Raw genomic sequence first — 25,535 nt, forward strand, 5'->3', positions numbered from 1 at the left:
ATTAATTTTGTATTTATCCGATATTAATAATTTATATGTTTTTTTTCAATTTCTTAAAGAATTCTTTTTCTCTTTCAGCTAAAGAATAAAGCTGATTTGATAATTGTTCATAAACATTTTCCTGACCGCTGCGATTTTTGTAAACGCGTGAAATATTTAATGCAAAATCACGCCATTCATCACCAATTTTTGTCATCTCTTCTGAACGAACTTTTAATTCAGGATTGTTTAAAATTCTGGAAGATTCTTCTAAAAATGCAGCATAAATAAATCGAAATCCTCCACCGCCAGTTCCGATTTCCTCTTGCATTCTAATCAGTTGGCCCAAGTAGTGATTGGTTTTTTTAACACCGATTTTCTTTGGCCAATTTTTTATATTTTTCGCCACCCATTTCATTGCATTTACGCCAACAATTGGAACGGGCGCAAGCATGTCGTTACAGGTTTTTTTAATTCCTTTTTTGATTGCATTTTCAAAATCATATTGCGTCGGAATCTTTTCTAAATAATACAGATGTCCTTTCGGCGCCAATGCACCTTTTGCAAAACGAACTTTTTCCAATTCCTTATCGGTCAAAGTTGTGGTCGCTTCCATAACCGGGTCACTGATGAGGTAATTGCCATTTTCTTTTCCAAAAACAACCAAATTATGTGCATTGAAATGAAAGCGGTATTCGTCGGGAAAATAAGTCAAATTGTAAACTCCGACTTGCAATCCAACGGGAATTCCTTGTTTTAATTTTTGATCCAAAACTTTTTGAGCTTCTTGAGTAGACGAGAATTTTTTATGAATGACTTTGATTCCCAATTGCTTTGCAAATCTTCTGAAAATAAATCCCGGCATCGGGCGATAACTGAACCCCGGAGCGAAATTTACTTTCAAAAAAGGTAAATAAACAAAAAACAATCCGGCACCAATTCCGAAAACCAGGGGCTCGGAAACTTTTACACCATTGTGGTTCATGAGATTGGAAATCACGCCATTTTCACAATGGGCAGATTGCTGGTGTTGAAAATCGATTTGCATTAATTGGGTTTAAATTTTTTTAATTCTTCAATAGAAATTTCAAAGACATCGGCATATTTCTTCAAAGTTTTATCCGATAATTTCTGAAATCTTTTAGGGCTAAAATGTCTTTTCACAAACCAACGATGAATGCCTGCATAGCTTGCCAAAATCTGTAAATCCATTCGATGAAGTTCCATGAAATAAGCAATCGGGCTGAGTTTTCCTTCCGAAATTTCCTTTTTGGTTTGATTGACTCTTTCTTCTATCAACTGCATGGATTCGTCCAAAGCCGAAGCTTTTACATCCCAACCCGAACTTTGAACAGTTGTATAATTCCCATTTTCATCAACGGCATAACAAAGCTCATGTATGTTTTTTTTGGCGAGGCCACTGTTGTCCTGCGGAACTTGTTCTTTTTTCATCGTTTTCGAATTTGGAATTACAAATTGGTTGTTTGCAGAATCATTTTCATTTCTGCCTCAAACGCAATTTTTTCATTGATAGTCGTTTGCGCTTTGACATTGCAAATTTTCAAATTTTCTGAATTAAAAACAAGTTCTGTTTCTGTGGTTGTATTTAATTTTTCTCTTAACTGGGGAAGGAATTGAATTTTCATACTTGAGATATGGCTGATGAAGCCCACAGAATTTGTTTTTTCATCTAATAATTTGTCATTTGATTCATTCAAGAAAAAATTCAAAAACACAAAACTTGTCTGCGCCGAATTTTCCAATAAACCCAGTTCTGAAAAAGAATTTCCAGTAACAAATATAGAATCAGATTTTACAATATATGAAGTCATCGAAATCAAAGCATCAACCAAAATCACTTCATCCACACATAAAATCGGTGCGCGGTGCGGAATTAATTTTTCGATTGACTGATATTTTTCCATCAACAAACTGTCAAAACTGCGCAAGAATAAGCGAAACGTCCACTTTCAGGAATGCATAACAAAATTTTCTGATCTTTTTTCAATTTTCCCGAATTCATCAATTCTTCAGTTGCTATGAAAATGGAAGCAGCTCCGATGTTTCCAACTTCAGATAAATTATAATACCATTTTTCCACTGGAAAATCCAATCCGACATTGGCAAATTCTTCTCTCAATCCGTCTTTAAAATAATTGGAAGAAATATGAGCCAATACATAATCCATATCATTTGGATCTAAATTATGTTTGTCAAACGAAGCTCTGAGCGACTGCGCGCCTTTTTTCAGAATATGTTCATCGAGCAAACGCGTATCTTGTTTCAAAGCAAAAATGGATTGATTTAACCATTCGTCAGCTGAATATTCAGCCCAGGATTTCAAACTTCCGTCTTCTTGTTTTTCTGCGCCGGAATACATACAAGCTTCAATTTCATGTGCATACGAATAAAAATCGATGAATTCAATTCTTAAATTTATACTGTTTTCCCGTGGTTTATTTTGCAATAAAAATGCGCCTGCGCCGTCGGAAAGCATCCAACGGAGAAATTCTCTTTTGAACGCAACAATCGGTTTTTCTTCCAATAATTTTAAATTTTCAACTTCATGGTTGAATTTATCAGCCGTCATCCAGCTTGAAAATCTTTCTGAACCCACTGCAACTGCATTTTCTACTGCGCCCGCTTTTACCGAAAGAAAAGCGTAATTCAAAGCATTCATTCCCGCATTGCACAATCCCATCGAAGTATTAACTTCTATTGAATTCTTTGTTTTCAATTCACCATGCACCATGGAAGCATGAGAGGGTTGAATCTGATCAGCTGAAGTTGTACCACACGAAAGCAGCTGTAAATCATTTTTAGAAAAATTTTCATCAAATAAGCCTTCGACTGCTTTTGCGGTAATTTCAGCATTTTTATGTGTTGGATTGCTGTTCTTGTCTAAAGCATAATAACGGGTTTTAATTCCGTTATTCCTTAAAATCAATGCTTTGGCTTTTGATGGTTTTCCATTTACCAATCCTAAGTATTCCTCCATTTCATCGTTTTGTACCGGTTCATTTGGAAGGTAGGTCGAGGATTTGGTGATATATACTTCATTCATCATTTTATATAGCTTAGTTTAAATTCCTTGAAAATATTTGATATCTCTTTGTCTTTTCCACCAAAAAATAGGTGTAGTCAGAATAAATAATATTAAAACAATCGGCGAAACCACCCAAATGGCAGCCATCAAATAGAACTTATAAATACCGAGCCAAAATTTCCTTTTGTGCGGATTTTTGCTAATTATTTTTGAAAAAATTGTAAAAAGACGATTTCCGACACGTTCCACTTTTACTAAAAACGGACGGATTTCTACCGCTCCATTCTCAACTAATCCTTTCTGCATTCCTTCGTAATTTCCTTTTTGTGAATAAGGCAAAATGATGTTTCCATATTTAAAGGAATTCTCAATTTCTGAATCAGAAACGCCTGCCTTAGGCCAAGGTTTCGGAGAAACTTTATTTCCGGTTTGCAGCCAATTTAAAATTGTAATTACACTTGTGTAATTGTCGTGACGGTCAACCAATGCGATGTTTCCGACTAATTTTGCATTCAAATTATTGAAATGAACTTTTAATTTTTCTTGCGATAGCATCCACATATTTCGAGTTCCCGAAACAGTGATAATTGGTTTTCCGCCAATTAATTGGGGAGCATATTCACTTTTCAAAAAAGATACAATTGGAATCGACGGCGTCAAAAACCAAACCTGATAACCGAAAACAATTAAATCATAATCTTTGCCTAGAATTTCATCTGAAGGTTTTTCAATCTCAACCGGAATTTGAAGGTAAGATTCCGGAAATGTATCGAAAAAAACATCCTTTGGCCAAGGAAAAGGAAAATCTTTTTTGGGTTTTATTTCATAGTAAGTTACCGTAAATTCTTCTTGATTTTCAAGAAAAGGTTTTGTGAGATTTCTTACGATTTCTTCCAATTGACCTGTTTGGGAATAATACGTCACAAGAATATTTTTTGCCATTTGTCGATTCAGCATTTATACAAAAATAGCCAATTAATTTTTTAATCGAAATTCAAAAAGATGGTTTGGTCAATTTATGGTCGAACTATTATTCGCTGTCTTTAGCAATTATCGTGCGCATTTCCCCCGATGCAATAAGTTTTTCTCCCAAATAAACTTCACCGCTTACCATCGTTACGCCCAATAATTGATTTAAAACAATAACTTTTGTTCGGATTTCCTGATTGGCTTTTGGCAATTCAAAAATATCGATATTTTTGATGGAACCAATGTAGCCAACCGGGGCAGGGAGATTTTGCAAGTAATAATAATAACCTTGGTAAAGTGCAATTGTCTGAGCGAAATGTTCAATAATTCCTGATTCTGAAAGTTGTCCCAAATTATTTAACAAAACATGATCTTCAGGAATCGTAAATCCGGAAAGGATTTCATTTTCAGAATGCGTGTAGATTTTGTCCACCAAAACAAACGGAGGTCTTTGTGGGATTAACTTTAGTATTTCTTCAGCTGAATCTATAATGGGTTCGCTCATGCAACTTCTAATAAACCGTAAACATAAGAAAATCTCCCGCTTTCAGGAACTGATAAGAGGATTTTTTCTCCTTTTTTAAGTTTGCCGGAATAAAAAAGTTGCTCTAATTGCAGATAAATCGATGCGGAACCGATATTTCCAAAGGTTTCCAAGTTGACAAACCATTTCTCCAACGGAATATTAATTCCTTCTGAAATAAACGCCTCATTCAATCTGTCATGAAAATAATAAGATGAAATGTGTGGAAGAAAATAATCGATTTCTTCAGGTTTTACACTATTTTCATTCAATATATGCTGAATGCTTTCCGCACCTTTTTTGATAATATGAGCATCTAATAATTTTATGTCTTGTTTAATGGAAAAAATGGAATCCGTCAGCCATTCTTCAGGTTTGGAATCGCTCCAAGAAATCAGATTTCCGTTTTCATCTTTGGTCGCACCTGCATACATACAGGTTTCAAGTTCATTTGCGTATGAAATTCCTTTAATCCAATTAATTTTTAAAGAAATTCCTTCAGCATTCGGTTCATCGCTGAGCAACATCGCTCCGGCACCGTCTGAAAGCATCCATCTCAAAAAATCTTTGTCAAAAGCGATGATTGGATTTTGTTCCAATTCGATTAATTTTTCTGCTTCATTGTTATATTTATCGGCTCTTAACCATGATGAAACTCTTTCTGATCCTGTGCTGATCGCATTTTTTGCATTCCCGGCAGCAACGGTCATGAAAGCATATTTCAAAGCATTCATTCCTGAAGTACAAATTCCAATTGCAGAATTGATTTCAATCGGTTTATTTTGCCACAAACCGTGAACCATGCTCGCATGAGAAGGAAGCAACTGGTCAGGAGTGGAAGTTCCACATGACAAAACATCAACATCGTTTTTTGAAATTTTTCCCAATTCCAAAACTTTATTGATGGCTTCAACCGTTAAGTCTGTATTATTATGTGTTGGGTTTCCGTTTTCATCGATTGCATAATAACGCGATTTGATTTTATTGTTTCTGAGAACAATGGCTTTAGCCCGCGATGCATTTCCATTTACAAAACCTAAAACCTGCTCCATTTCGTCATTGCTAACGGCTTGATTTGGAAGGAATTTGGAAACGGCTTTGATGTAAACTTCTTGCATTGAGTATTTCAGGTTAACGATTGATATTTAAAAAATTTCAAGTATAAAACAGAACGGCAAAGATAATATTAAAAATAAAACAGATGCAAGCCGTTTTATGAACTGTAGTTTAATTAAGATTTATTCCAAAAATCGTAATAATTAAACCATTGAAGCGGATATTTCTCCAGAATTTTCTCAATAGATTTTGTGTAAGCTTCCAAAAGTGAATTGGCATCGCGATTTGTAAATTCGGCTTTTCGTGCATACAAATGGTAATGACGGTTTCTCTCGCGCATCACATAAACGAATAAGACTGGCGTTCTCAATCGCGAACTTATGAGAAAAGTCCCAGCAGGAAATTTAGCCTTTTCACCTAAAAATTCCGCTTCGAGTGTTTTTGTATTTGGGAAAAATCTGTCGCCTGTAAAACAAATCATTTGTTTTTCTTCGATGATTTTGTTGATTTCAAAAATATGTGACAAATCTTCGCTGACAATGATGAATTCGACTTTTGATTTAGCCATTACATTATCTAGAAGTGATTTGATGGCGGCACGTTCTTCATCAGTTGTCACAAGATGAATTTTTTTGTCAAATTCTCCCATGAAATGCTGTGCTACTTCGAAATTTCCGACGTGTGCACTGATCAAAATTCCCGCAGAATCATCTTTAGCTAATTGGTGAATGTTTTCAATGCCGTCAAATTCGTAGGTAAATTTATTTTCTAAACCTGCTGCAATGGCGACTTTGTCAACGATGGTTTGGCCGAAAACGAAATTATTTCTATAAGTATTGATTAAACTTTGAAAAACATTTTGCTTGTGTTTTTCTCGGAAATACTTGTAAATAATTCGGGTCTGTTTTTGATTAAAAATAAAATAATAAAATGACACAAACGCCAGCAAAGCGTATGCTGCGTTGAGTCCTGCATTTTTAATGAGAAAGATAAATATTTTGTAACCCGTTACGGTACCTTTTGATTTGCCTTCCCACTCAGCCATTTATAAAATTGGATTTTTTATGCTAATGCGTGAAATTTCTGATCAACCACATCATACAAATCATTGAATGTATGAATGTTGGCGAAATCTTTTCCTTCCAGTTTTACGCCGAAATTAGATTCGATAATTACTACCAAATCAACGTAATCCAAACTGTCCAGATCTAAAGATTGTTTTAGGTTGGCGTTGGGTTGGATAACATTTGCTTCTACTTCAAATTCTTCAACCAAAAAATTATTAATTGTTTGAATAATTCCCTCCTTATTCATAGTTCTATTAATGCTTATTGTTTTAGTTTTCTTATAATTAAAGCAGAATTAGTTCCGCCAAATCCAAAAGAATTCGACAAAAATACATCAAAATTTTGGTTTAACGTATTTTTAACTAAATTCAAATTTTTCGCAGCATCATCAACTTCTTCCAAATTAATGTTGGGTGCAACAAAACCGTGTTCAGCCATTAACATCGAATAAATTATTTCGCTCGTTCCAGCCATCCAACATTCGTGTCCGGTCATTGATTTGGTGGAGCTTACATAAGGATTGCTGCCGAAAATCTGGTCAATTGCACGTGCTTCATTTGCATCGCCAATCGGCGTGGAAGTTGCGTGAGCATTGATGTATTCAATATCTTCTGCTTTTAAATCCGATTGATTAAGAGCCATTTGCATCGCGCGAACTGGTCCGTCAACATTGGGAGTCGAAATATGATCACCATTGGAAGAAAATCCATAACCTAAAATTTCACCTAAAATAGGAGCGCCTCTTTTCACAGCAGATTCATAATCTTCTAAAATAATCGTTCCCGCACCGCCACCTGGAACGAGCCCATCGCGCTGGATATCAAACGGACGAGAAGCTTTTACAGGCTCATCTTCACGAACCGAAAACACGCCTAAACCATCGAAGCTTCCCATTGAATATTTATTGGTTTCCTGTGCACCTCCACAAATCACAATGTCTTGCAAACCTTGTTTGATCATCATAAATCCTAGGCCAATTGAATGCGAGCCACTTGCACAAGCTGCACTGATGGTCATGTTGATTCCTCTGATTTTATAAATAGTTGAAAGGTTCATTGTTACGGTCGAATTCATCGATTTGAAAATCGCCCCCGAACCAACCAATGTAGTATCTTTTTTTTCTCGTATAATTTCGATTGATTCCCAAACGGATTGCGAAACGCTGTCGTTTCCGTAAAGTAATCCAACGATATTTTCTTCAAAAAAATCATTTGAAATTCCTGCATTTTTGAGTGCTTCTTGCGTAGCAACAAATGCATATTCGCTTTCCTCAGCCATGCTGATTCTCTGTCTGCGAGATAATTCTTTAGTCAAATCCGGTTTTTCAACAAATCCGGTCAAAGCAGAACGGAATCCGAAATCTTTTCTTTCCTGAGAGAAGACGATCCCAGATTTTCCTTGGTACAATGAGTCTTGTACTTCGTTTAAATTTTTACCTAACGAAGAATAAATTCCCATGCCTGTGATGACTACTCGTCTCATTTTTTATCTTCTTATGCGTAGATTCCTCCGTTTATGTTGATGGTTTCTCCGGTGATGTAAGATGCTTTTTTAGATGCTAAAAAACAAACCAAATCCGCTACTTCTTCGGCTTTGCCAAAACGATTTAAAGGTACTAATTTTTTTAATTCACCTTGATCCAAATCCGAAGTCATGTCCGTTTCTATAAATCCCGGAGCGACTGCGTTTACGGTAATATTTCTTTTAGCAATTTCTTGAGCCAATGCTTTCGTAGCACCAATCAATCCTGCTTTTGCAGCTGAATAGTTGACTTGCCCAGGCGTTCCTTTCATTCCTGAAATAGATGCAATATTGATGATTCTTCCGTATCGGTTCTTTAATAAATCCTGAATTAAAGTTCGGGTTACATTGAAAAACCCATTCAAACTTGTATTCAAAACTTGGTTCCAATCCTCATTTTCCATCCACATCAAAAGTCCGTCACGAGTGATTCCGGCATTGTTTACGATTACTTCAATAACTGCTTGTGGATTGGTTTCTTTCCAAGAATTTAATTTAGATTCAACTTCTTCTTTATTATTTACATCAAATTGAATCAATTCAGAACTTCCTCCATTTTCAGCAATGATTTTCTGTGTTTCTTCTGCCGCAGCTTGATTGGATTGGTAATTTATCAAAATTGAATAACCCAATTCCTGTGCCAATTTGAGGCAGATTTCTTTTCCAATTCCGCGTGAACCGCCGGTTACCAAAGCAAATTTATTGTTCATAAGAAATGAATTAGTTCAATCTAAAATTACAAAGATTGTTCCTTTATATGATTTTTAATTTTGTGTAAATAAGGAGCCAAAACCAAATCTTCCTTAAATGCAGGCACGATTTCACGGATTTGGTCATAAACGTTTTTCCCTTTCGGAGAAAGATTGTCGTAACATTCCAAATATTCAATTGCTTGAATTAATGTCAACAATTGAATGGATAAAACTTCAAACGAATTGTCAATCACCTTTTTAGTCAGCCAGGAGGCATTCGTTCCCATGCTCACAATGTCCTGGTTATCCTTATTGTTAGGAATGCTATGTGTATAAATAGGCGTAGCAAGCGTTTGATTTTCAGCAGTAGTTGAGGTCGCTGTAAACTGCGCTCCCTGCATCCCAAAATTCAATCCCAATTTTCCTAAATTGACAAATGCCGGCAACATTTCATTCAAAGATGGATTCAAAAGATAATTCAATTGGCGTTCCATCAACATGCTCAGTTTTGTGATGCCAATTCGCAATTTATCCATTTCAAAAGCGACATAATCGCCGTGGAAATTTCCGCCGTGGTAAACATTTTTCGTTTCCACATCAATAATCGGATTGTCATTCGCTGAATTCACTTCTTCGATTAAAATCTTTTTGGCGTTTTCCAAAGTTTCATAAATCGGTCCTAAAATCTGCGGCGTACAGCGGATTGAATAATATTCCTGCAATTTGTCTTTGAAAATACTTTCCTGATTTTTTCCGTTGTATAAATGTTCTTCTCTTTTGCGAATCAATTTACTTCCGGAAATAAATTCACGTAACATTCCGGCAACTTTTTGCTGTCCGCTATGCTTTTTAACGCTGTTTAATTTTTCGGATAAATGATCATCATACGCACGCATGATTTCATTAATTAAACCTGAACATGAAACCGACCATTGAAATAATCTTTCAGCATAAATCACATTCACGATTCCAATTCCGGACATGATGGATGTTCCGTTCATCAATGCCAAGCCTTCACGCAGATGAACTTTTAAAGGTCCTAAACCTTCTTTTTCAAAAACCTCATTTGTCGGTTGTTTCTTTCCTTCGTAATAAACTTCTCCTTCGCCAATTAAAATCAAAGCTAAATGTGCCAACTGCACCAAATCACCGCTCGCGCCAACACCACCATGGTGGTAAATAACCGGAGTAATATTTCGATTCAACAGTTCTTTCATCAATTCAATAGCGGAAACATGAATTCCCGAATGACCCAGAGAAAGTGTGTTCATACGCGCCAACATTGAAGATCGAACATAAACTTCGCCCAATTCTTCACCCATTCCGGTTGAGTGGCTTCTTATCAAATTGTACTGAAGCTGAATCATATCTTCCTCGCTGATGCGGTACTGCGCCATCGGTCCGAATCCGGTGTTTACACCATATATAATTTTGTTCTGCGCAAATTCGCTCAGAAAAGAAAAACTTTCGTTTACTCTATTTAAAAGAGTATCAGATAATCCCACTTTATTTTGTTCAAATAAAACAGAATGAAAGTCATTCAAAGAAATTGAATCATTTAATATAGTCATACTCGTCCGGAATTTTTTGAGAAGAGAGGTCGCAAATTTAAGAATAACTATTAAATTTGAGTGCAAATTTTAAGACTTAAAATAAACAGATGAAATCTGAAAATGTTGACGTTCTTGTAATCGGTGCCGGACCATCCGGTGCGGTATCTGCATCTATCCTTCATCAAAAAGGCTTTAAAGTAAAAGTTGTTGAGAAAGAAAAATTCCCAAGATTCGTGATTGGGGAAAGTCTTATTCCGCGCTGTATGGACAATTTTGAAGAAGCAGGATTTATCGAAGGTGTTTTGGAAAAGAATTTTGAAAAGAAATTTGGAGCAAGATTTTTGCGTGGAAATGAAGTGTGTCATTTTGATTTCAGTAAGAAATTTACTGAAGGCTGGGACTGGACGTGGCAATTACCACGAGCAGAATTTGACAAAACTTTGACCGATATTTTAACAAGCCGAGGCGTTGACATCGAATTTGAAACCGCCGTTGAAAATGTGATTTTTAATGGAACAGATTCACTCACAACCGTTTCAAATGTAAAAGGTGAAAAAGAAATTCATGCGAAATTCATAATTGACAGCAGCGGTTACGGAAGGGTTTTGCCACGTTTGCTGGATTTGGATGCGCCAAGTTCGTTGGAGCCGATGGCTGCAATTTTTGTGCATTTGGATGACAAAAGAAGACCACAAGGAGTAGAGGGAACACAAATCACATTTGATGTTTTGACGCAGCGAAACTGGTTTTGGGTAATTCCTTTTTCTGATGGGAAGTCTTCGCTTGGACTCGTTGCCCCGAAGGAATATATGGAATCGATTGATACAGGAAATAATGCGGAAACATTTAAAAATATAATTAATCAATCTGATTATTACAAAGAAAGATTTGACGGATTGGATTTCTTATTTGAGCCAAAAAAGATTGTGTCTTATTCTGCCGCTGTCAAAAAATTATACGGTTCTGGATTTGCTTTGACGGGAAACAGCGCAGAATTTTTAGATCCCGTTTTTTCTTCCGGAGTTTGTTTTGCCACGGAATCTGGAGCGACTTCGGCTCGCCTGGCAGCGCGTCAACTCAGCGGAGAAGCTGTGGATTGGGAAAAAGAATATGAAGAATACATCATGTATGGTGTCAATGTTTTCCGTTCGTATGTCCGCACTTGGTATACAGGAGAATTGCAGAAATTATTTTTCCATACACCTGAAAATCCTGAAGTGAAAAGAAAAGTTTGTTCTATTTTGGCAGGGTATGTTTGGGATAAGAACAATAATTTTGTCGCTAAACACGACAGGGCAGTTCCGGCGGTTGCTTACAGTTTACCCGGATGATTTTTTTGAAAAAAAATAAATTATTTCTTTTCGGAATTGGATTTTTTCTTCTGCTTCAATCTTGTGCGGGTTCGAGAGAATTACCTCAATTTGAGAAATTTAAATCAGAATTTCCTGAAAGAGAAATCATTTCAGACAATCATTTTAAAGCAGGAAATAATCAACTTTTCAAAAATTCACAGGGAATCTGGGAATTGTACGTTGAAGGAAATCCTTTGGAAAGAGGAATTTCAAATGGTTTGTTGACGCAAGAATTGATTTACAAGCAAGAAAATGCTTTTGTTTCTAAAATTAAAGAATTGGTTCCGTCGGAATTTTACCAGAAAATTCTCCGCAATTTCTTGAAATATTTTAACCGAAAATTGGATTCTCATGTTCCTGAAGAATATAAAGTTGAGATTTTCGGACTGTCACGTTATTCTTCAGATGAATTCAATTTCGTGGCTGAACCTTATTGGCGTACGCTTTATTTTCATGGCGCACACGACATCGGGCATGCTTTGCAGGATTTGGCGATGGTTGGCTGCACGTCGTTTGCGGCTTGGGGAAATCATACCAAAGATGGAAAAATGATCATGGGGCGCAATTTTGATTTCTATGTCGGAGAAGAATTTGCCAAAGAAAAAATTGTCGCATTCTTTAATCCTGATAAAGGTTACAAGCATGCAATCGTGACTTGGGCAGGAATGGTAGGTGCGGTTTCAGGAATGAATGAAAAAGGTTTGACAGTGACTATCAATGCCGGAAAATCTTCGATTCCGATGAAAGCCAAAACTCCGATTTCACTTTTGACGAGAGAAATTTTGCAATATGCATCCAATATAAATGAAGCGATTGAAATTGCTCAGAAAAGAGAAGTTTTTGTTTCTGAGTCGATTATGGTTGGAAGTGCAGAAGATAAAACGGCGGTTTTGATTGAAGTCTCTCCAAAGAAATTTGGGGTTTATCAAGTTGAAAGTTCTACTGATTTGCTGGTTTGTTCCAATCATTTTCAAAGTGAAATTTATAAGTCCGACAAAAAGAATTTGAAATCGATTGAAGAATCGCATTCCCAATACAGATTTGACAGAATGAATGAATTAGTTGAAACAAATCCTAAAATCACCCCTGAAATTGCAGCAGAATTTTTACGAAATAAAGAAGGTTTGAATGATTTGAAAATTGGATTTGGAAATGAAAAATCAATCAATCAATTGCTTGCGCACCACGCGGTGATTTTCAAACCGGAAGAGCGTTTGATGTGGGTTTCGGCGAATCCTTATCAATTGGGCGAATTTGTCGCATATGATTTGAATGAAGTTTTTGCGAAATTTAATTCAAAAGAAATTCAAAATTCTGTTGCTGTTGATTCACTTTCGATCCCTGAAGATGAATTTTTGCACTCGCAGGGTTTCCAGAATTATCTGGAATTTAAAAAGAAAACGCATGAATTTTCAGATAAAATTAATTCAAAAAAAAATATTCAAGAAGACGAAATCCAGAAATTTATAAAATTAAATCCTGAATTTTGGAAAACTTATTTTGTGGTGGGCGAATATTATTTCCACCAAAAAAATTACAAAAATGCTTTGGAAAATTATGAAATTGCGTTGATGAAAGAAATTACTACATTGCCCGATAAAGAATTGATTTTGAAACGAATCAAAAAATGCGAGAGAAAACTGAAATGATTCCCATTCCCGAAATAGAAAAGAAAAATCCTGAAGAAATAAAATTATTTCAAGAACAATTATTGCAAAAACAATTGATTTATCTCAAAGAAAATTCACCTTTTTATTCCAAGTTATTTCAAACAAATAATATTGATATAGAGGAAATTAAATCGATTGAAGGTTTGGTTAAAATCCCGATTACGACGAAAGATGATCTGCAAGAATTTAACGACGATTTTTTGTGTGTTAAAAGAAATCAAATTGCAGATTATGTAACAACCTCTGGTACTTCCGGCGATCCGGTTTGGATTGCACTTTCTGATAACGATTTAGATCGTTTGGCTTATAATGAAGAACTATCTTACCAATGTGCAAATTTATCAGATGAAAGTATAATTCAGCTTACGACTACGATTGACAGAAGATTTATGGCTGGATTGGCTTATTTTTTAGGTGCGCGAAAAGCCGGAATCGGAATTGTGAGAGTGGGTTCGGGCGTACCTGAATTGCAGTGGGATACGATTCGAAAAGTTAAACCCAATGCTTTGATTTGTGTGCCTTCGTTTTTGTTGAAAATGATTGACTACGCTGAGGAAAACGGAATTGATTATAAAAACTCGAGTATTAAAAAAGTAATCTGTATTGGTGAACCCTTGCGCAATCAGGACTTTACAGAAAATACTTTATCAAAACGCATCACAGAAAGATGGAATGTGCAGCTTTTTTCCACTTATGCTTCTACCGAAATGGCGACAGCTTTTACAGAATGTGAATTTGGAGTCGGCGGACATTTGCATCCTGAATTGATCATCGCCGAGTTTTTAGATGAAAATGACAATCCTGTTAAAAATGGCGAAGCGGGTGAATTGACCATCACGACTGTGGGCGTGGAGGCGATGCCTCTTTTGCGATATAAAACTGGTGATATTTTGAATTTTCATACGGAAAAATGTGAATGTGGAAGAACCACATTGCGTTTAAGTCCGTTGGTTGGTCGAAAACAGCAGATGATCAAATACAAAGGAACGAGTTTGTATCCGCCGTCTTTGATGGATTTGCTGAATGATTTTGAGGAAATTGTGCACCATGTCATTGAAGTTTCTTCGAATGAAATCAATGAGGATGAAATTCAGGTAAAGATTTATTCTAGAAGTGAATCGGAAGAATTGCATGATAAAATTAAAGACCGTTTTCGTTCGAAAGTTCGTGTAAGCCCGAAAATTATTTTTGTTCCGGAGCAGGAAATACTGAAAATTAAATTTCCTGAAAATTCTAGAAAAAGTATCACATTTGTGGACAATAGAAAGTCGATTGGTTGAGAAGTCAAGTATTCAGAAATTAACTAATTAACTTTACAAGTTAATAATTCACGTATGTCTTCAATCCGAAAAGTAAAAAGAAAAAATCTAGATCTTGAGAAATATACAAGAGCATTGAACGACTCTTTGAATTACCGGATTTATGCTGAGGTTTGGTACCTTGATATTTTGACTGATAAAAAATGGGAATGTTTGGTTTGTGGTGATTATGAGGTGATTATGCCCATTCCATTGCAATCTAAATTTGGAATTAGATTCGTCTTGCAACCAATTTTCTGCCAGCAATTGGGAGTGTTTTATAAAGATGAAATTTCAGAAGAATTATTTAGCAAATTTGAGGCTAAACTTCATAAATATAGAGTTAGGAACTATTGTTTCAATGAAGAAAATACGGAAAGATTTAATCCTAAAGGAAAGAAAAAAACAAACCATGTTTTGGATTTAAATCTTCCCTATGAACAATTGCGCAAAAATTACAATCGTAACAGGAGAAGAAAACTCATACCAATGCCTGATTTTTATGTTTTAAAACTATCAGACACGTCAGATGATTTTATAAGACTTTTTAAAGAGGAGTATCCAGATTTAATGAGTGACAAATGGGCTGATAAACTTCAATTAATAATGAAAAAAGCTTTCGAACAAAATATTGGCTACCAATGTAGGGTAGAGGGTGACAATCAGCTAATAGCAGGTCTTTTTTATATAAAAACCCACAGAAGAATTTTCCAGTTGGGAGCTGCCAGAGATAAAAATATAAGTGACATCGGTTTTTTTACAATTATAATCGATTACACAATTAATCTCTTTTCTAATTCTAAAGATTATAAATTTGATTTCGAAGGGTCTTCTGTGCCAGGCGTTGCTTTATTTAATGAGAGTTTTGGAGCGGAAAAAAAATATTTCACTTATTACCAAAGCCCTATTTTTAATTTTTTAAAGACTTGAAAATAGTTTCTCTGACTCCTTGTTTTAGTTGAAATTTTTGAATTATTTCTTTCTCTAATTCTTGTGTATAATTTATTGTTTCTACTTTAAATCCTTCACGACTTAGCCTTTCCGCAAAATCATTTCCGTGCAGCCTGACTAAGTCTTTTTCGCCATAAGCCTGTAGCCTTTCGTTTTCGGTCTGCAAAGAAGGATCTTCATACGTAGGAATGTCATTCTTATTTATCAGGGTCAATACAAAGGCCAATCCATTTGGCTTCAACACACGAAACATTTCTCGTATGGCTTCGGCTTCATCAGGCACGTGTCCTAAAACATGAGCACAGATAATGAAATCAAAATAGTTTTCAGGGTATTTAATGTCTGTGATATCGATTATTTCATCAGCATAATTGGGATTCAAATCACCATTTATGTAATTTATATTTTTACTCTTTTTAAATATTTTTTTTAATGAATCTTCAGGTGCAATGTGAAGTAATGAACATTCACGGCTAAATAAATCCGTTTCATTTTGCAGATAAAAAAGCAATAAGCGAGTTCTTTCCAAAGAACCACAAGTCGGACACTCTGCATTTTCTCTCATTTCTAGACCATTACCTTTAGATAGGAATTTACTAAAGGTTTTGCCGCAACAATTACACTTTACCCTATTACCTCTGAGCATCCATCCTTTGAACTGTCTCCTGAAATTTACAATCTTTATCCTAAAAGATTCGTCGAAAATATCCTTGTAAATTGTTTTTAGATTTATCTTCACAAAAAAATGTAATTAGATACAAAAATATAAGAATGCATCGGTTTCTGAGTCCTAAAAATATCATTTTTCCATTTTATCATACTATTTCAGATGAAAATTGCCCTCATATAAAAAACTTATATCCGTTAAAAACTATTTCTCAGTTTGAAAAAGAATTGGACTATTTTCAAAAAAACTATCAATCAATTAGTCTTGAGGAAATCAAAATTCATATTGAAAGTGGAACCCAGGCCGATAAACCTTCCTTTTTTTTGAGTTTCGATGATGGTTTGGCGGGGTGTTATTCTATCATAGCTCCCATTCTGAAAAAAAGAAATATTTCCGCTGCTTTTTTTATCAATACAGGATTTATTGATAATCAAGACTTATTTTATCGATACAAAGTCAGTTTGATAATTGAAAAAACCGCAATGTCGAAAGGAGATTTACTCAATTTGACAATTCATGATTTGCCAAAAATTGATGAAATAGCGAAAGAAGCGAATTTAGACTTCAATCAATTTCTCCAACAAGAAAAACCTTATATGAATTGGGATGAAGTAAAAGATTTATCTGCACAAGGATTTTATATTGGGGGACATTCTGTCAATCATCCTTATTATAACCAGATTTCTTTTGATGAACAATTGTTTCAAACGAGATCAAGTATTGATACAATTATATCAAAGCTAAGTTTAGATTATAAAATTTTTTCATTTCCCTTTACAGATTTAGGCGTCAAAAAAGAATTTTTTGAAACAGTTTATCGGGAGGAAATTGCGGATTTGACATTTGGAACGGCCGGAATCAAGACCGATGAATTTCAGCGAAATTTACAGCGGATTCCTATGGATAATTGTTTTGGAAGTCCGCAGAGATTTATCCGAAAAAACTTGATTCAATATCATTTGAAAAAGTTAATGAATAAAGACAAAGTCATTCATCCTTTATAAATTTCCTATCTTTCTCAATAGAAAATCATCTATATGCGACATCTGGCTGTATTATTTTTCTTCTCGGCATTTTGGCTGTATTCTTTTGGGCAAAAGAAAATACCCGAACATTATAGTTATCAACTAGATCAAACTTATAATCCGTTGAATATAAGAGCCAATGTAATTGTGCTTTACCGTACTGATGGAACAGGCAATTTTGACCTTGAAGATGAGGAAGAAAAAGCATTGCTGGATGATTATCTAGAATATGTAAACAAATATGTTTATTCTGACCTACAAAAACCACCTGATCTGACTGGTTGTTATACGGGTACGGATTTCTGGCCAGATGCTAAAATCAGAATTAAATTTAATATAATAAAGGTAAGAAACAATTATGCCTGGGATTACCTCAACAGTGGAACTGATGCTGATGATAAAAAACTTTTAGGTTTTTCACCAACTGAAAAATGGTACCTGAAACAATTAGATGATTCTATTTCAAATGCTTCAGACATACCTAAAGGAATCAATATCTATATGACAATGAATGGAGCTAAATTTGACCGTATTTACAAAGATAAAGGCATGAGCTATGATGTCGTTGATAAAGCTGCTGCTCAGTTTCCTTCAAATCGTAATCTTCAACGAAGTTCCCAGGTACATCTGCCCAACCGTTATCTCAAATATCTTTTACATAGGTATAAACTTATCATTGAATATGAAACAACCTGGGAAAAAACAAGATGGTGGCATTTAGGTGACGCAAAAGGACTGGCTCATGAGTTCGGACATAATTTCGGACTCAGTCATGCTAATGAATATCATCAAACCAATACTTGTCAATATTCTTTAATGTCCCAGAAGTCTGCAGATCCTAAAAACTATCTCCAGCCTACGGAAATCAAAAAAATACACTGGAATCTGACACGGACCAACATGATGCAGTTTGTGACGGAAGACTCTCACTACGGAGCAAACTGGATAATTGAAAAAGATACTGTTTGGGATAAACCCCGAAGATTTTATAGCGATATAGAGATTGCCAAAAATATAACTCTTACTATATCAGACTCAATAGTCTTACCTCCTCAGTCATTTATTAAATTAAACCAGAATTCAAAGATTGTTTTCTTGGAAAAGGGAAAAATCGTAAATGCAAAAGGAGAAAAGTATGAAAATTTTCAGAAGCACAAAACTTCGAAAATAATCCATGAATGAGATTCGTTTAAAAATCAATAAATTTGAAATCAAATTTAACTGATGATTAAAAATTACATTTCAAAAATATTTTTAGCGATTGAAATTTCAAGAAATTTTAAAACATTTCTAAACTTAATCATCAATTCCAAGAAGTACAGCGGTCAGTTCAAAAAAAATATTATTGATGCCGGAGATTTAAGCTCTGAAAATTATCAAATGAAAATTTCACAAAAGAAAATTGATATTTTGATGAGAACTTATAAAGGAGACATCAACATTTTTTATGAGATTTTCTGGAAAAAGGTTTATGCTATTCCACCTGATTTTGTGCAAAATCCCCTCACGATAATTGATTTGGGAGGGCATGTTGGTTTTACTTCCATTTATTATTCTCTTCAATATCCAAATGCAAAAATATTTTCAGTAGAAGCTTCGCGTGAAAATTTTAATATCTTGCAGTCAAACGTTCGGCAATTTGAAAACATAATTCCAATTAACAAAGCCATTTATCCAATAGATGGAGAAGTGCTATTTGACGAAAGCGGTTTTTCTTACAATACTAAAATAAGTAACGTCGGAAAACCAATAGAGTCTGTTTCTGTAAATACGCTGATGAAAACTTATGGATTTGACAATATTGATTTGATGAAAATTGACATCGAAGGCGCGGAAAGTGAGTTATTGAAAACAAATACAGAATGGCTGGAAAAAACTGATACTATAATCATTGAACTCCATAATCCTTATGGCTTAGGTGATTTAGAAAAAGATTTAGAACCATTTGGGTTTAAAATCATCAATCCTACAGAAGAAAATAATCTTCAGAATATATTGGCTGTAAAAAATAAGATTTAAAATTTTATTCGGGTAACTTAATAGAATCAATCACCAGTTTAAATGTAATATTCGGATCTGCATATTTGTCCAAATATTTAACCTCGAAATTGCCTTTCACAAAAATAGCACACATCGTATTGGCGACATGGTATAAATTAGAATGAAATTCCTGTGGGACACCATCTAAAATGGCATCCATAACTTCGAATCTTACATTTTCAGGACTATAAGCATAGTCATGCCATACAATTATTGAATTTTCATGGATTAAATTTTCAAAAACTTTCTTAGTATCTGACACAACAAAATCATGATGATGATTACCATCAATGAAAATCACATCAAATTTCTTATTTAACCCTGCGTAATCAAAAGTTCTGGAATCTCCTTCAAGATGTGTGACATTATTTAATCCTTTAGAGAAAAAAGCATGGGCGTCTGCATAATTGGCAGGCATTCCTAAATTTATTATTTGCTGTCTGGAAAGATTCAGTGTGTAACAATCTTTTGCCACATCAGCTACATTTTTTACGCTTTCTCCGCGCCAAGTTCCGATTTCAAAGTAGGAAGCATTTTCAAATTTTCTGCATAAAGATTTTAGCAAAGCAATATCTGTCGGAAGCGAACCTCCGCCAGTAAATGAGAAAGAATTTAATTCTTCCGAAAAATCAGGGAACAGCTCATTTAACTGAATTTGAACAAGCCCATTTGGTAAATTATATTTCTGAGCTACTTTCTTTTCCCAAACAGAATTTTCTTGTAAAATATGGTTGAGCAGCCATGGGTTTTTTATGATTTCTGCCAGTGCAGAGAAAGTTTTTTTAATTTTATTCATGCTTCAAATTTCTTAAATAATTATGAAATAATATCATTCCGATGATTCCCGTAAAAGTAAATGCGGCTCCCATACCGATTACCGCGCCCATTATACCATAACTCGGTATCAGTAAAACTCCCAAAAGTAAAATTATAATTAATGCTCCCACAGACGTATATGTATTCCAATGTGCTTTGCCAATTGCTGAACTCATATTGCCATAAAGGTTTCTCATCCACATATTTCCTACCAAGGCTGCCAATATTGTGAAAAATACCCAGCCGTTTCCTGCATAATTTTCTCCAAAAATAAATGGAACAATCCAGTCTTTTATGAAGAAGCCAACTATCAGAGTTAAAATGCCTATTGGTATGAATATTTTGTAATAATTAATTATATAGAATTTCAAATAAGTTTTGTTTTCATAATTTTTTGCAATCTTGGGATAATCTGTCTGCATAAAAATTAATGGCAGGAAAGATAGGCTTAGTGGTAGCATTACTGCATTTTTATAAAGCGCAAGCGAAGTTTCATTGAGCATCAACCCGATAAGTAAATAGTCCATAGAAAAGAGTAAATCTGAAAAAAAATAGGTCAGACTTGCATGTATAGAATAATGCCAGAATTTCCTGAAATCAATTTTAGGCTTTGAAACAGGAAAAGGATTTTTTTTGAAATAAAATAAACAAAACCAAGGCATAACGGCCATTGAAATGAGATAACCGATCATTTCAAAGAAATAGGTGAGAACGGCAACTAAAGCTACACCTGCCAGATTTGTGAAGATGTTCATGATAGAATAAGTTCTGTTATCATCCATCATGCGGTAATATGCCTGTATGTGATTGAAAAAATAATAGCCGGTCAGCCTTATTCCTATAAATATAGAAATCAATAATATGCCGTCATATTTCCATGCATAAAAAATGCATACAATAATGTAAATCAGTGAAATAAAAATATTATTTACAAATCCTTTCCAGAAAACATAATCACTGAGTTGCTGCTTGCTTATTTTATTTTTCTCTAAAACACCAAACCGTAACAACCCTTGGCTGGAGCCCATACCCAATAATGGAAAACAAATTGTAAATACTGAAAGGATAAGTGCAATGCGTCCATACTCCTCCGGTGAGATTAAATTAGAAGCAATGACCGCTGCAAAAAGCATTGAGAGCTTACTGATAATGCTTGAAAGAAATACAAGCAGTCCTTGGTTTGATAAAAATTGTCTTATAAATTCTATCAAACTTTTCATCCAAACAAATATTTATTTGATGCCAAGACTGTAATCACCAACATTTTTTCCTCAAAACTTCCTTCATTATACATTTTGGACATATCCCCACACAATTCTAAATCTTTAATTTTAGAGATATTTTCATTGTAATATCCATTTATAAATCCATTGATGTCCTTATTTCTATCATAATAATATTCATAATTACCCATTTTGGAGCCTTCATGATTTTGTAGAATTTTTTCTTGAATAAAACTATAAGCACGAGTCATGACAATGTCTCCAAATTTCGTCTTCCATGCAGCATTAGGTTTAAGTAAAGTTCTTTCCCATCGAAATTGAGATGCTTCAGCACAATGCTTATTTAACCATTCCAAATAAAGTTTTTGTTTAAATTTCCAAGATTCCGGAAGACTCACAGCTAATTTCAGAAAAAAAGAAGTCATAAACGGAGAAGTCTGATAGGAATAATCTTCCGCCATGAAAGAACCCAGAACAGCTCTATTATATCCAACATTTCTCAACAAGAAAAGTTCTTCCGAATCATATTCATTTGTAATTTTTTGAAATGGTTTTGCAAACTTATCAAACAAAAATTCTGAGTAAACAATCTTTTCTTTTGAGGGTGAGATCTTAAACGGACTTTTGTTAAACCCACCCAAAACACCATCTCCCAACTGTCCGCTGTGGATCAATCCTAAATTTTCCTTATTTATAAATTGATAAGCATAATTTGTATGAACTCCTCCTGTAAATCTACCCGTTCCCTCTGTTACGGCAGTTACCTTGTCCACATCTTTCAAATATTCACCCCCATTTAGCGGTACAAATAAAAAGGGCAAATTATATTTTTCACTTATCTGCCGCGCAATGATTGCGTCCAAATATCCTTTTTGAGAAAAACATAAAACTTCATCCAATTTATATCCCAAACGATTCGCATATAAAACTGCCATTCTCGAATCTAGACCTCCGCTTAGCAGTGCGAAATGATTCAGGTTTAAACTTTCATCCTTTGAATATTCTAACCGGACTCCTTCTTCAAATGTTTCATGTATCAGATCAATTGCCTGACTTTTGGTTCCGGAAAATCGGGAAATATTTTCCAGAGAGAAATATTCTTTTAATTCAAATTTATGTTCTTTCAAATCAAATTCAACATATTCTCTGTCCATCAATCTCTTTGCACCTTCAAGTGGTGTCATGTTTTCGAGCAGGTTTGAACAAACTAAAATTGAATAAGCAGCTTCTTTGTTAAATTGGGTTGAAATTCCTGATTTCTCCAATTTTTCTTTTAATCTTAATAAACTGGTGTCTGCAATGAATAAATTATCTGTTTGGTAGTAAAATAGTTTCCGCGTTGCGGTGAAATTCATAAACAGATAAATTTTTTCTTTTGCTTTATCATGTAAATAACCACAAAATTCACCTTCCAATTCATTCAGAAAATTCATCCCATATTTATGAAATAAAGTTGAGAATAAGTCATTTCTTTGAGATGCAGCGTGTGCAGATAATAATTTGGAATAATTAATTACAACTCCTTCCAAAGCAAACTCAAATGAATCTGATTCAAAAGAAATATTATCAAAATAGCTGTCGCTAAACCTTACTTCTTTTATAAGCTGATTTTGATTTATTATGATTCCAAATCCTTTATCCATTCAAAATTTCCTTATAAACTTTATCAAATCTTTTTGCTATTACCTGAGGAGAAAAAACACTGTCAGCGTAGGCAGACATTTCTTCTTTTGAAGCAAATTTTTTTCCTTGGATCGTCTTTTTCATCGCCTCGTACAATTGCTGCTCATTTCCTTTTTCTATCAAAAACCCAAAACTTTCAGGAAGAAATTCTTTGATACCCCCCACATCGGTTCCTATAAATGACAATCCGCTTGCAAAAGATTCTGCTTGTACACACGGTTGATTTTCATAATTACTAAATAATACGAAAGTATCATAATCATTCATTTTATCAGGAACTTTATCGTGACTCAACTCTCCAAAAGTAAATATATGTTTTTCCAAATTATTCTTTTGGATGAATTGATGCATATCTTCACGACTTCCAGTTCCTCCAAGATGAAATTCAAATTCAAGACCTTCGTCTGCAAGTTTCTTGGCGACATTCAACATGCCCCGGATATTTTTGTGATCATATTTCAATGAAGAAAGATGAAGGAATTTCTTGATAGGATTATTTTTTTCTAAAGGTTTAAAAAATTCGGTAAATACCACATTGGGAATTACTTCCACTGGTTTATTTCCTGAAGCATTCAGCATACTTTTTCCTAAATCGGTAGATACAGGTAGCAGTTTTGAGGCATTTTTCAGAATTAGTTTGATTAATATTCTTTCTAAGAAATTTACTTTCTGAAACAAATCTTTTCTAAACCCGGTCCAATGCTCAGTGATTACATATTTTTTTCCTTTGATTATTTTTAAATACAAGACGAAAATACCCGCAGGATGAGACACGTTCAGGTGAACCAAATCAAAATTTGAAATGTGTTTAAAACCTTTTTTCAGGGCAATTAATCTTCTTATGTAATTCCAGGGTCTGAAACGGCTGTTTTTGTAATAAACAATAACTTCTTTGATTTTGCCTTCTTTGATTTTGCCTTCTTTGATTTCAATCTCATAATTTTGGTTTAAATTTTCATCTTTGATTGCATGCAAAACCGAAATTTCATTCAGCAAAGAAGCCGCTAAGGCATGTCTCTGAACAAAATCTCCATTGAACGGATAGACGCGCGAAGGATACCATGAGCTTACAAAAAGTATGTTTTTACGCTGCATTATTTAACTTTAATTGTTTTAAATTCCATAAAATAGAACCCGTTAAGATCAAATATCCGATTCCCGATAATGCCGAAAATACCATTATGCCAAAACTAAAATCATTTTTCATTACACCTATGCCAATTGCTGCAAAATTAACCAACAATAAATAGATATTGAAAATCAAAGAATAATGATTCTTTTTCATAACCAATAATATTGTGATAATAGGATTCAAGGCACTTCTGGCCAATATCCAAAAAGAAAGTATCAATATAAATTCCCCCAATCCCTGCCAGGCATCTTTTAGGAATAAATCCAGTAAATAAATCCCTGCTGTATTCATGAAAACCAAAAATAGAAAGATGATGCCTGCATTTGACAAAATTACCCGATAAGTCAGTGATGCAAGCTGTTTGATATCATGATTGTATAAAGTAACCGACTTTTGAAAATAAACCCTTGATACCGAGCCTGAGAGCAATGACAAAGGCGTCGTCAACATCTTAAATGCCAATGCGAAAATACCAACTTCCACTTTTTCAAAATAAGAAAATGCCAAAATGAGTAAAATATTGTTTGCAATGATGTTGATGGAATCAGAAGGATAAGTAAACTTAACAACTTCGAAATGTTCTTTTACACTTTTCTTTAATAAAGGAATATTTAATGCCCCCAATCTATCTTTCGCAACTCTCGCATTGTATATAAATGAAACCAATAATCCCACTAACCAACCATAAATCAATCCATTTTCCACATATCCTGCGAAATAAAATATTCCCTGAAACAAAACCGAAAAAATAGAAGCCAAAACGAATGCAGTGGACATCTGTTTAAATAATTTGAATTTTGAGAAAAGTGAATTCTGCGCATTGTTCCAAGCCGTTAAAACCGTTGCCAATCCACATAAAAACAGAACGAAATAAGACATTTCTATCTGTAGAAGATTTGATTTTTTTATTAAAAATAAAATACCTGTCAGTAAAATTGTAACCATCAATGATATCCAGATAATTCCATTGAAAAGATTACGGATTTCTTTACTTCCTTTCTGTAAAATCATGATGTTGTCCAATCGGAAAGAAGCCAAAACCGGCATAATCATTACATAGCTCAAAAAGACTGAATAAACAGCATAGTTCTCAGGATTGTAATAATTGGCCAAAACAAATCCAAATACCGTCAAAATAAACTTTGAAAGCGTATTTCCTGCAAAGAGAGAAACTACGCCTTTGAAGTTTTTGGTTCGGAATTGTTTGGTATTGATTTTCAATTGTGATGAATTCTACACAAAACTACATAATTTAATAGGAAGAATTTTAAA

The 25,535-nt window shown here is 34.4% G+C and carries 25 protein-coding genes; 7 read left to right on the forward strand and 18 right to left on the reverse strand.

Features of this window, described 5'->3' with window-relative positions:
• Positions 1-31: 31 nt before the first annotated feature.
• The 12 genes from B8977_RS01595 to B8977_RS01650 all read right to left on the reverse strand — a co-directional run bounded on the left by B8977_RS01595 (position 32) and on the right by B8977_RS01650 (position 10,424).
• A complete protein-coding gene (locus B8977_RS01595) occupies positions 32-1,027 on the reverse strand; it encodes a BtrH-related acyltransferase DarH (protein WP_084015600.1) in 996 nt (331 codons plus the stop codon).
• Positions 1,027-1,431 carry a flexirubin biosynthesis protein DarG gene (locus tag B8977_RS01600; protein WP_084015601.1) on the reverse strand — a complete coding sequence of 135 codons (405 nt, stop codon included), beginning with the start codon at positions 1,429-1,431 and terminating at the stop codon, positions 1,027-1,029. The genes B8977_RS01595 and B8977_RS01600 overlap by 1 nt, the downstream gene beginning before the upstream one ends.
• A 17-nt stretch (positions 1,432-1,448) precedes the next feature.
• Positions 1,449-1,904, reverse strand: coding sequence for a hypothetical protein (locus B8977_RS01605; protein WP_084015603.1), 456 nt, complete (start codon positions 1,902-1,904; stop codon positions 1,449-1,451).
• Entirely contained in the window at positions 1,904-3,043 is a 1,140-nt protein-coding gene (locus B8977_RS01610) for a dialkylresorcinol biosynthesis protein DarB (protein WP_084015963.1), read from the reverse strand. The genes B8977_RS01605 and B8977_RS01610 overlap by 1 nt, the downstream gene beginning before the upstream one ends.
• 18 nt (positions 3,044-3,061) lie before the next feature.
• Positions 3,062-3,967, reverse strand: coding sequence for a hypothetical protein (locus tag B8977_RS01615; RefSeq protein ID WP_084015605.1), 906 nt, complete (start codon positions 3,965-3,967; stop codon positions 3,062-3,064).
• A gap of 88 nt (positions 3,968-4,055) precedes the next feature.
• Positions 4,056-4,499, reverse strand: a complete 444-nt coding sequence (locus tag B8977_RS01620) for a hotdog family protein (protein WP_084015607.1) — start codon at positions 4,497-4,499, stop codon at positions 4,056-4,058.
• On the reverse strand, positions 4,496-5,635 hold the full coding sequence (locus B8977_RS01625) for a dialkylresorcinol biosynthesis protein DarB (RefSeq protein ID WP_084015609.1): 1,140 nt from the start codon (positions 5,633-5,635) through the stop codon (positions 4,496-4,498). The genes B8977_RS01620 and B8977_RS01625 overlap by 4 nt, the downstream gene beginning before the upstream one ends.
• A gap of 113 nt (positions 5,636-5,748) precedes the next feature.
• The gene (locus B8977_RS01630; RefSeq protein WP_084015611.1) at positions 5,749-6,618 is read right to left on the reverse strand and encodes an LpxL/LpxP family acyltransferase; all 870 of its coding nucleotides are present in this window, start codon (positions 6,616-6,618) and stop codon (positions 5,749-5,751) included.
• Between the two features lie 17 nt (positions 6,619-6,635).
• Positions 6,636-6,887 carry an acyl carrier protein gene (locus tag B8977_RS01635; protein ID WP_084015613.1) on the reverse strand — a complete coding sequence of 84 codons (252 nt, stop codon included), beginning with the start codon at positions 6,885-6,887 and terminating at the stop codon, positions 6,636-6,638.
• A gap of 14 nt (positions 6,888-6,901) precedes the next feature.
• Positions 6,902-8,122: a beta-ketoacyl-[acyl-carrier-protein] synthase family protein gene (locus B8977_RS01640; RefSeq protein ID WP_084015615.1), complete on the reverse strand. Its 1,221-nt coding sequence runs from the start codon at positions 8,120-8,122 to the stop codon at positions 6,902-6,904.
• 11 nt (positions 8,123-8,133) lie between these two features.
• Entirely contained in the window at positions 8,134-8,871 is a 738-nt protein-coding gene (gene fabG, locus B8977_RS01645; RefSeq protein ID WP_084015617.1) for a flexirubin biosynthesis SDR family reductase FlxB, read from the reverse strand.
• 26 nt (positions 8,872-8,897) lie between these two features.
• Complete coding sequence (locus tag B8977_RS01650) at positions 8,898-10,424, reverse strand: flexirubin biosynthesis tyrosine ammonia-lyase FlxA (RefSeq protein ID WP_084015619.1); 1,527 nt, start codon at positions 10,422-10,424, stop codon at positions 8,898-8,900.
• 89 nt (positions 10,425-10,513) lie between these two features.
• Here B8977_RS01650 and B8977_RS01655 point away from each other — a divergent pair, with 89 nt between their 5' ends.
• The 4 genes from B8977_RS01655 (at position 10,514) to B8977_RS01670 (ending at position 15,656) form a co-directional block, all read left to right on the forward strand.
• Positions 10,514-11,737, forward strand: coding sequence for an NAD(P)/FAD-dependent oxidoreductase (locus B8977_RS01655; RefSeq protein ID WP_084015621.1), 1,224 nt, complete (start codon positions 10,514-10,516; stop codon positions 11,735-11,737).
• Entirely contained in the window at positions 11,734-13,407 is a 1,674-nt protein-coding gene (locus tag B8977_RS01660) for a C45 family autoproteolytic acyltransferase/hydrolase (protein WP_084015622.1), read from the forward strand. The genes B8977_RS01655 and B8977_RS01660 overlap by 4 nt, the downstream gene beginning before the upstream one ends.
• Positions 13,386-14,708, forward strand: a complete 1,323-nt coding sequence (locus B8977_RS01665; RefSeq protein WP_245828390.1) for a flexirubin biosynthesis putative acyl-CoA ligase FlxY — start codon at positions 13,386-13,388, stop codon at positions 14,706-14,708. The genes B8977_RS01660 and B8977_RS01665 overlap by 22 nt, the downstream gene beginning before the upstream one ends.
• A 126-nt stretch (positions 14,709-14,834) precedes the next feature.
• Complete coding sequence (locus B8977_RS01670; protein ID WP_159447438.1) at positions 14,835-15,656, forward strand: hypothetical protein; 822 nt, start codon at positions 14,835-14,837, stop codon at positions 15,654-15,656.
• On the opposite strand, the gene B8977_RS01675 is transcribed toward B8977_RS01670, so the two are convergent.
• Entirely contained in the window at positions 15,637-16,242 is a 606-nt protein-coding gene (locus tag B8977_RS01675; RefSeq protein ID WP_159447439.1) for a class I SAM-dependent methyltransferase, read from the reverse strand. The genes B8977_RS01670 and B8977_RS01675 overlap by 20 nt on opposite strands.
• 206 nt (positions 16,243-16,448) lie before the next feature.
• Here B8977_RS01675 and B8977_RS01680 point away from each other — a divergent pair, with 206 nt between their 5' ends.
• From B8977_RS01680 to B8977_RS01690, 3 genes are read left to right on the forward strand one after another with little or no spacing between them, the layout of a single operon-like run.
• Positions 16,449-17,348 carry a polysaccharide deacetylase family protein gene (locus B8977_RS01680; RefSeq protein ID WP_143736273.1) on the forward strand — a complete coding sequence of 300 codons (900 nt, stop codon included), beginning with the start codon at positions 16,449-16,451 and terminating at the stop codon, positions 17,346-17,348.
• A 33-nt stretch (positions 17,349-17,381) separates the two neighbouring features.
• A complete protein-coding gene (locus tag B8977_RS01685; RefSeq protein ID WP_084015630.1) occupies positions 17,382-18,551 on the forward strand; it encodes a hypothetical protein in 1,170 nt (389 codons plus the stop codon).
• 42 nt (positions 18,552-18,593) lie between these two features.
• Complete coding sequence (locus B8977_RS01690) at positions 18,594-19,388, forward strand: FkbM family methyltransferase (protein WP_084015632.1); 795 nt, start codon at positions 18,594-18,596, stop codon at positions 19,386-19,388.
• Positions 19,389-19,392: 4 nt separating this feature from the next.
• Here B8977_RS01690 and B8977_RS01695 read toward each other — a convergent pair whose 3' ends face one another.
• Genes B8977_RS01695 through B8977_RS01715 form a run of 5 tightly spaced genes read right to left on the reverse strand, consistent with a single transcriptional unit; the run spans position 19,393 to position 25,484 of the window.
• Complete coding sequence (locus B8977_RS01695; RefSeq protein WP_084015634.1) at positions 19,393-20,205, reverse strand: class I SAM-dependent methyltransferase; 813 nt, start codon at positions 20,203-20,205, stop codon at positions 19,393-19,395.
• Entirely contained in the window at positions 20,198-21,445 is a 1,248-nt protein-coding gene (locus B8977_RS01700; protein ID WP_084015635.1) for a lipopolysaccharide biosynthesis protein, read from the reverse strand. Before B8977_RS01700 ends, B8977_RS01695 begins: the two co-directional genes overlap by 8 nt.
• On the reverse strand, positions 21,442-23,091 hold the full coding sequence (locus tag B8977_RS01705) for an asparagine synthase-related protein (RefSeq protein WP_084015637.1): 1,650 nt from the start codon (positions 23,089-23,091) through the stop codon (positions 21,442-21,444). The genes B8977_RS01700 and B8977_RS01705 overlap by 4 nt, the downstream gene beginning before the upstream one ends.
• Positions 23,084-24,226: a glycosyltransferase gene (locus tag B8977_RS01710; RefSeq protein WP_084015639.1), complete on the reverse strand. Its 1,143-nt coding sequence runs from the start codon at positions 24,224-24,226 to the stop codon at positions 23,084-23,086. The genes B8977_RS01705 and B8977_RS01710 overlap by 8 nt, the downstream gene beginning before the upstream one ends.
• Positions 24,216-25,484 (reverse strand): oligosaccharide flippase family protein, encoded by a 1,269-nt coding sequence (locus B8977_RS01715; protein ID WP_084015641.1) that lies wholly within the window; start codon positions 25,482-25,484, stop codon positions 24,216-24,218. The genes B8977_RS01710 and B8977_RS01715 overlap by 11 nt, the downstream gene beginning before the upstream one ends.
• Between the last annotated feature and the right edge of the window lie 51 nt (positions 25,485-25,535).

This window comes from Moheibacter sediminis, assembly GCF_900176425.1.
GTDB classification, from domain to species: domain Bacteria; phylum Bacteroidota; class Bacteroidia; order Flavobacteriales; family Weeksellaceae; genus Moheibacter; species Moheibacter sediminis.

Excerpts from the sequence above, each read along its gene's own strand:
- B8977_RS01660 (WP_084015622.1), top strand. The coding sequence starts at position 11,734 with ATGATTTTTTTGAAAAAAAATAAATTATTTCTTTTCGGAATTGGATTT.
- B8977_RS01690 (WP_084015632.1), top strand. The coding sequence starts at position 18,594 with ATGATTAAAAATTACATTTCAAAAATATTTTTAGCGATTGAAATTTCA.
- B8977_RS01600 (WP_084015601.1), bottom strand. The coding sequence starts at position 1,431 with ATGAAAAAAGAACAAGTTCCGCAGGACAACAGTGGCCTCGCCAAAAAA.
- B8977_RS01705 (WP_084015637.1), bottom strand. The coding sequence starts at position 23,091 with ATGGATAAAGGATTTGGAATCATAATAAATCAAAATCAGCTTATAAAA.
- B8977_RS01695 (WP_084015634.1), bottom strand. The coding sequence starts at position 20,205 with ATGAATAAAATTAAAAAAACTTTCTCTGCACTGGCAGAAATCATAAAA.
- B8977_RS01625 (WP_084015609.1), bottom strand. The coding sequence starts at position 5,635 with ATGCAAGAAGTTTACATCAAAGCCGTTTCCAAATTCCTTCCAAATCAA.
- B8977_RS01595 (WP_084015600.1), bottom strand. The coding sequence starts at position 1,027 with ATGCAAATCGATTTTCAACACCAGCAATCTGCCCATTGTGAAAATGGC.
- B8977_RS01620 (WP_084015607.1), bottom strand. The coding sequence starts at position 4,499 with ATGAGCGAACCCATTATAGATTCAGCTGAAGAAATACTAAAGTTAATC.
- B8977_RS01605 (WP_084015603.1), bottom strand. The coding sequence starts at position 1,904 with ATGGAAAAATATCAGTCAATCGAAAAATTAATTCCGCACCGCGCACCG.
- B8977_RS01680 (WP_143736273.1), top strand. The coding sequence starts at position 16,449 with ATGCATCGGTTTCTGAGTCCTAAAAATATCATTTTTCCATTTTATCAT.
- B8977_RS01630 (WP_084015611.1), bottom strand. The coding sequence starts at position 6,618 with ATGGCTGAGTGGGAAGGCAAATCAAAAGGTACCGTAACGGGTTACAAA.
- fabG (WP_084015617.1), bottom strand. The coding sequence starts at position 8,871 with ATGAACAATAAATTTGCTTTGGTAACCGGCGGTTCACGCGGAATTGGA.
- B8977_RS01650 (WP_084015619.1), bottom strand. The coding sequence starts at position 10,424 with ATGACTATATTAAATGATTCAATTTCTTTGAATGACTTTCATTCTGTT.
- B8977_RS01675 (WP_159447439.1), bottom strand. The coding sequence starts at position 16,242 with ATGAGAGAAAATGCAGAGTGTCCGACTTGTGGTTCTTTGGAAAGAACT.
- B8977_RS01615 (WP_084015605.1), bottom strand. The coding sequence starts at position 3,967 with ATGGCAAAAAATATTCTTGTGACGTATTATTCCCAAACAGGTCAATTG.
- B8977_RS01655 (WP_084015621.1), top strand. The coding sequence starts at position 10,514 with ATGAAATCTGAAAATGTTGACGTTCTTGTAATCGGTGCCGGACCATCC.
- B8977_RS01710 (WP_084015639.1), bottom strand. The coding sequence starts at position 24,226 with ATGCAGCGTAAAAACATACTTTTTGTAAGCTCATGGTATCCTTCGCGC.
- B8977_RS01640 (WP_084015615.1), bottom strand. The coding sequence starts at position 8,122 with ATGAGACGAGTAGTCATCACAGGCATGGGAATTTATTCTTCGTTAGGT.
- B8977_RS01610 (WP_084015963.1), bottom strand. The coding sequence starts at position 3,043 with ATGAATGAAGTATATATCACCAAATCCTCGACCTACCTTCCAAATGAA.
- B8977_RS01685 (WP_084015630.1), top strand. The coding sequence starts at position 17,382 with ATGCGACATCTGGCTGTATTATTTTTCTTCTCGGCATTTTGGCTGTAT.
- B8977_RS01665 (WP_245828390.1), top strand. The coding sequence starts at position 13,386 with ATGCGAGAGAAAACTGAAATGATTCCCATTCCCGAAATAGAAAAGAAA.
- B8977_RS01635 (WP_084015613.1), bottom strand. The coding sequence starts at position 6,887 with ATGAATAAGGAGGGAATTATTCAAACAATTAATAATTTTTTGGTTGAA.
- B8977_RS01700 (WP_084015635.1), bottom strand. The coding sequence starts at position 21,445 with ATGAAAAGTTTGATAGAATTTATAAGACAATTTTTATCAAACCAAGGA.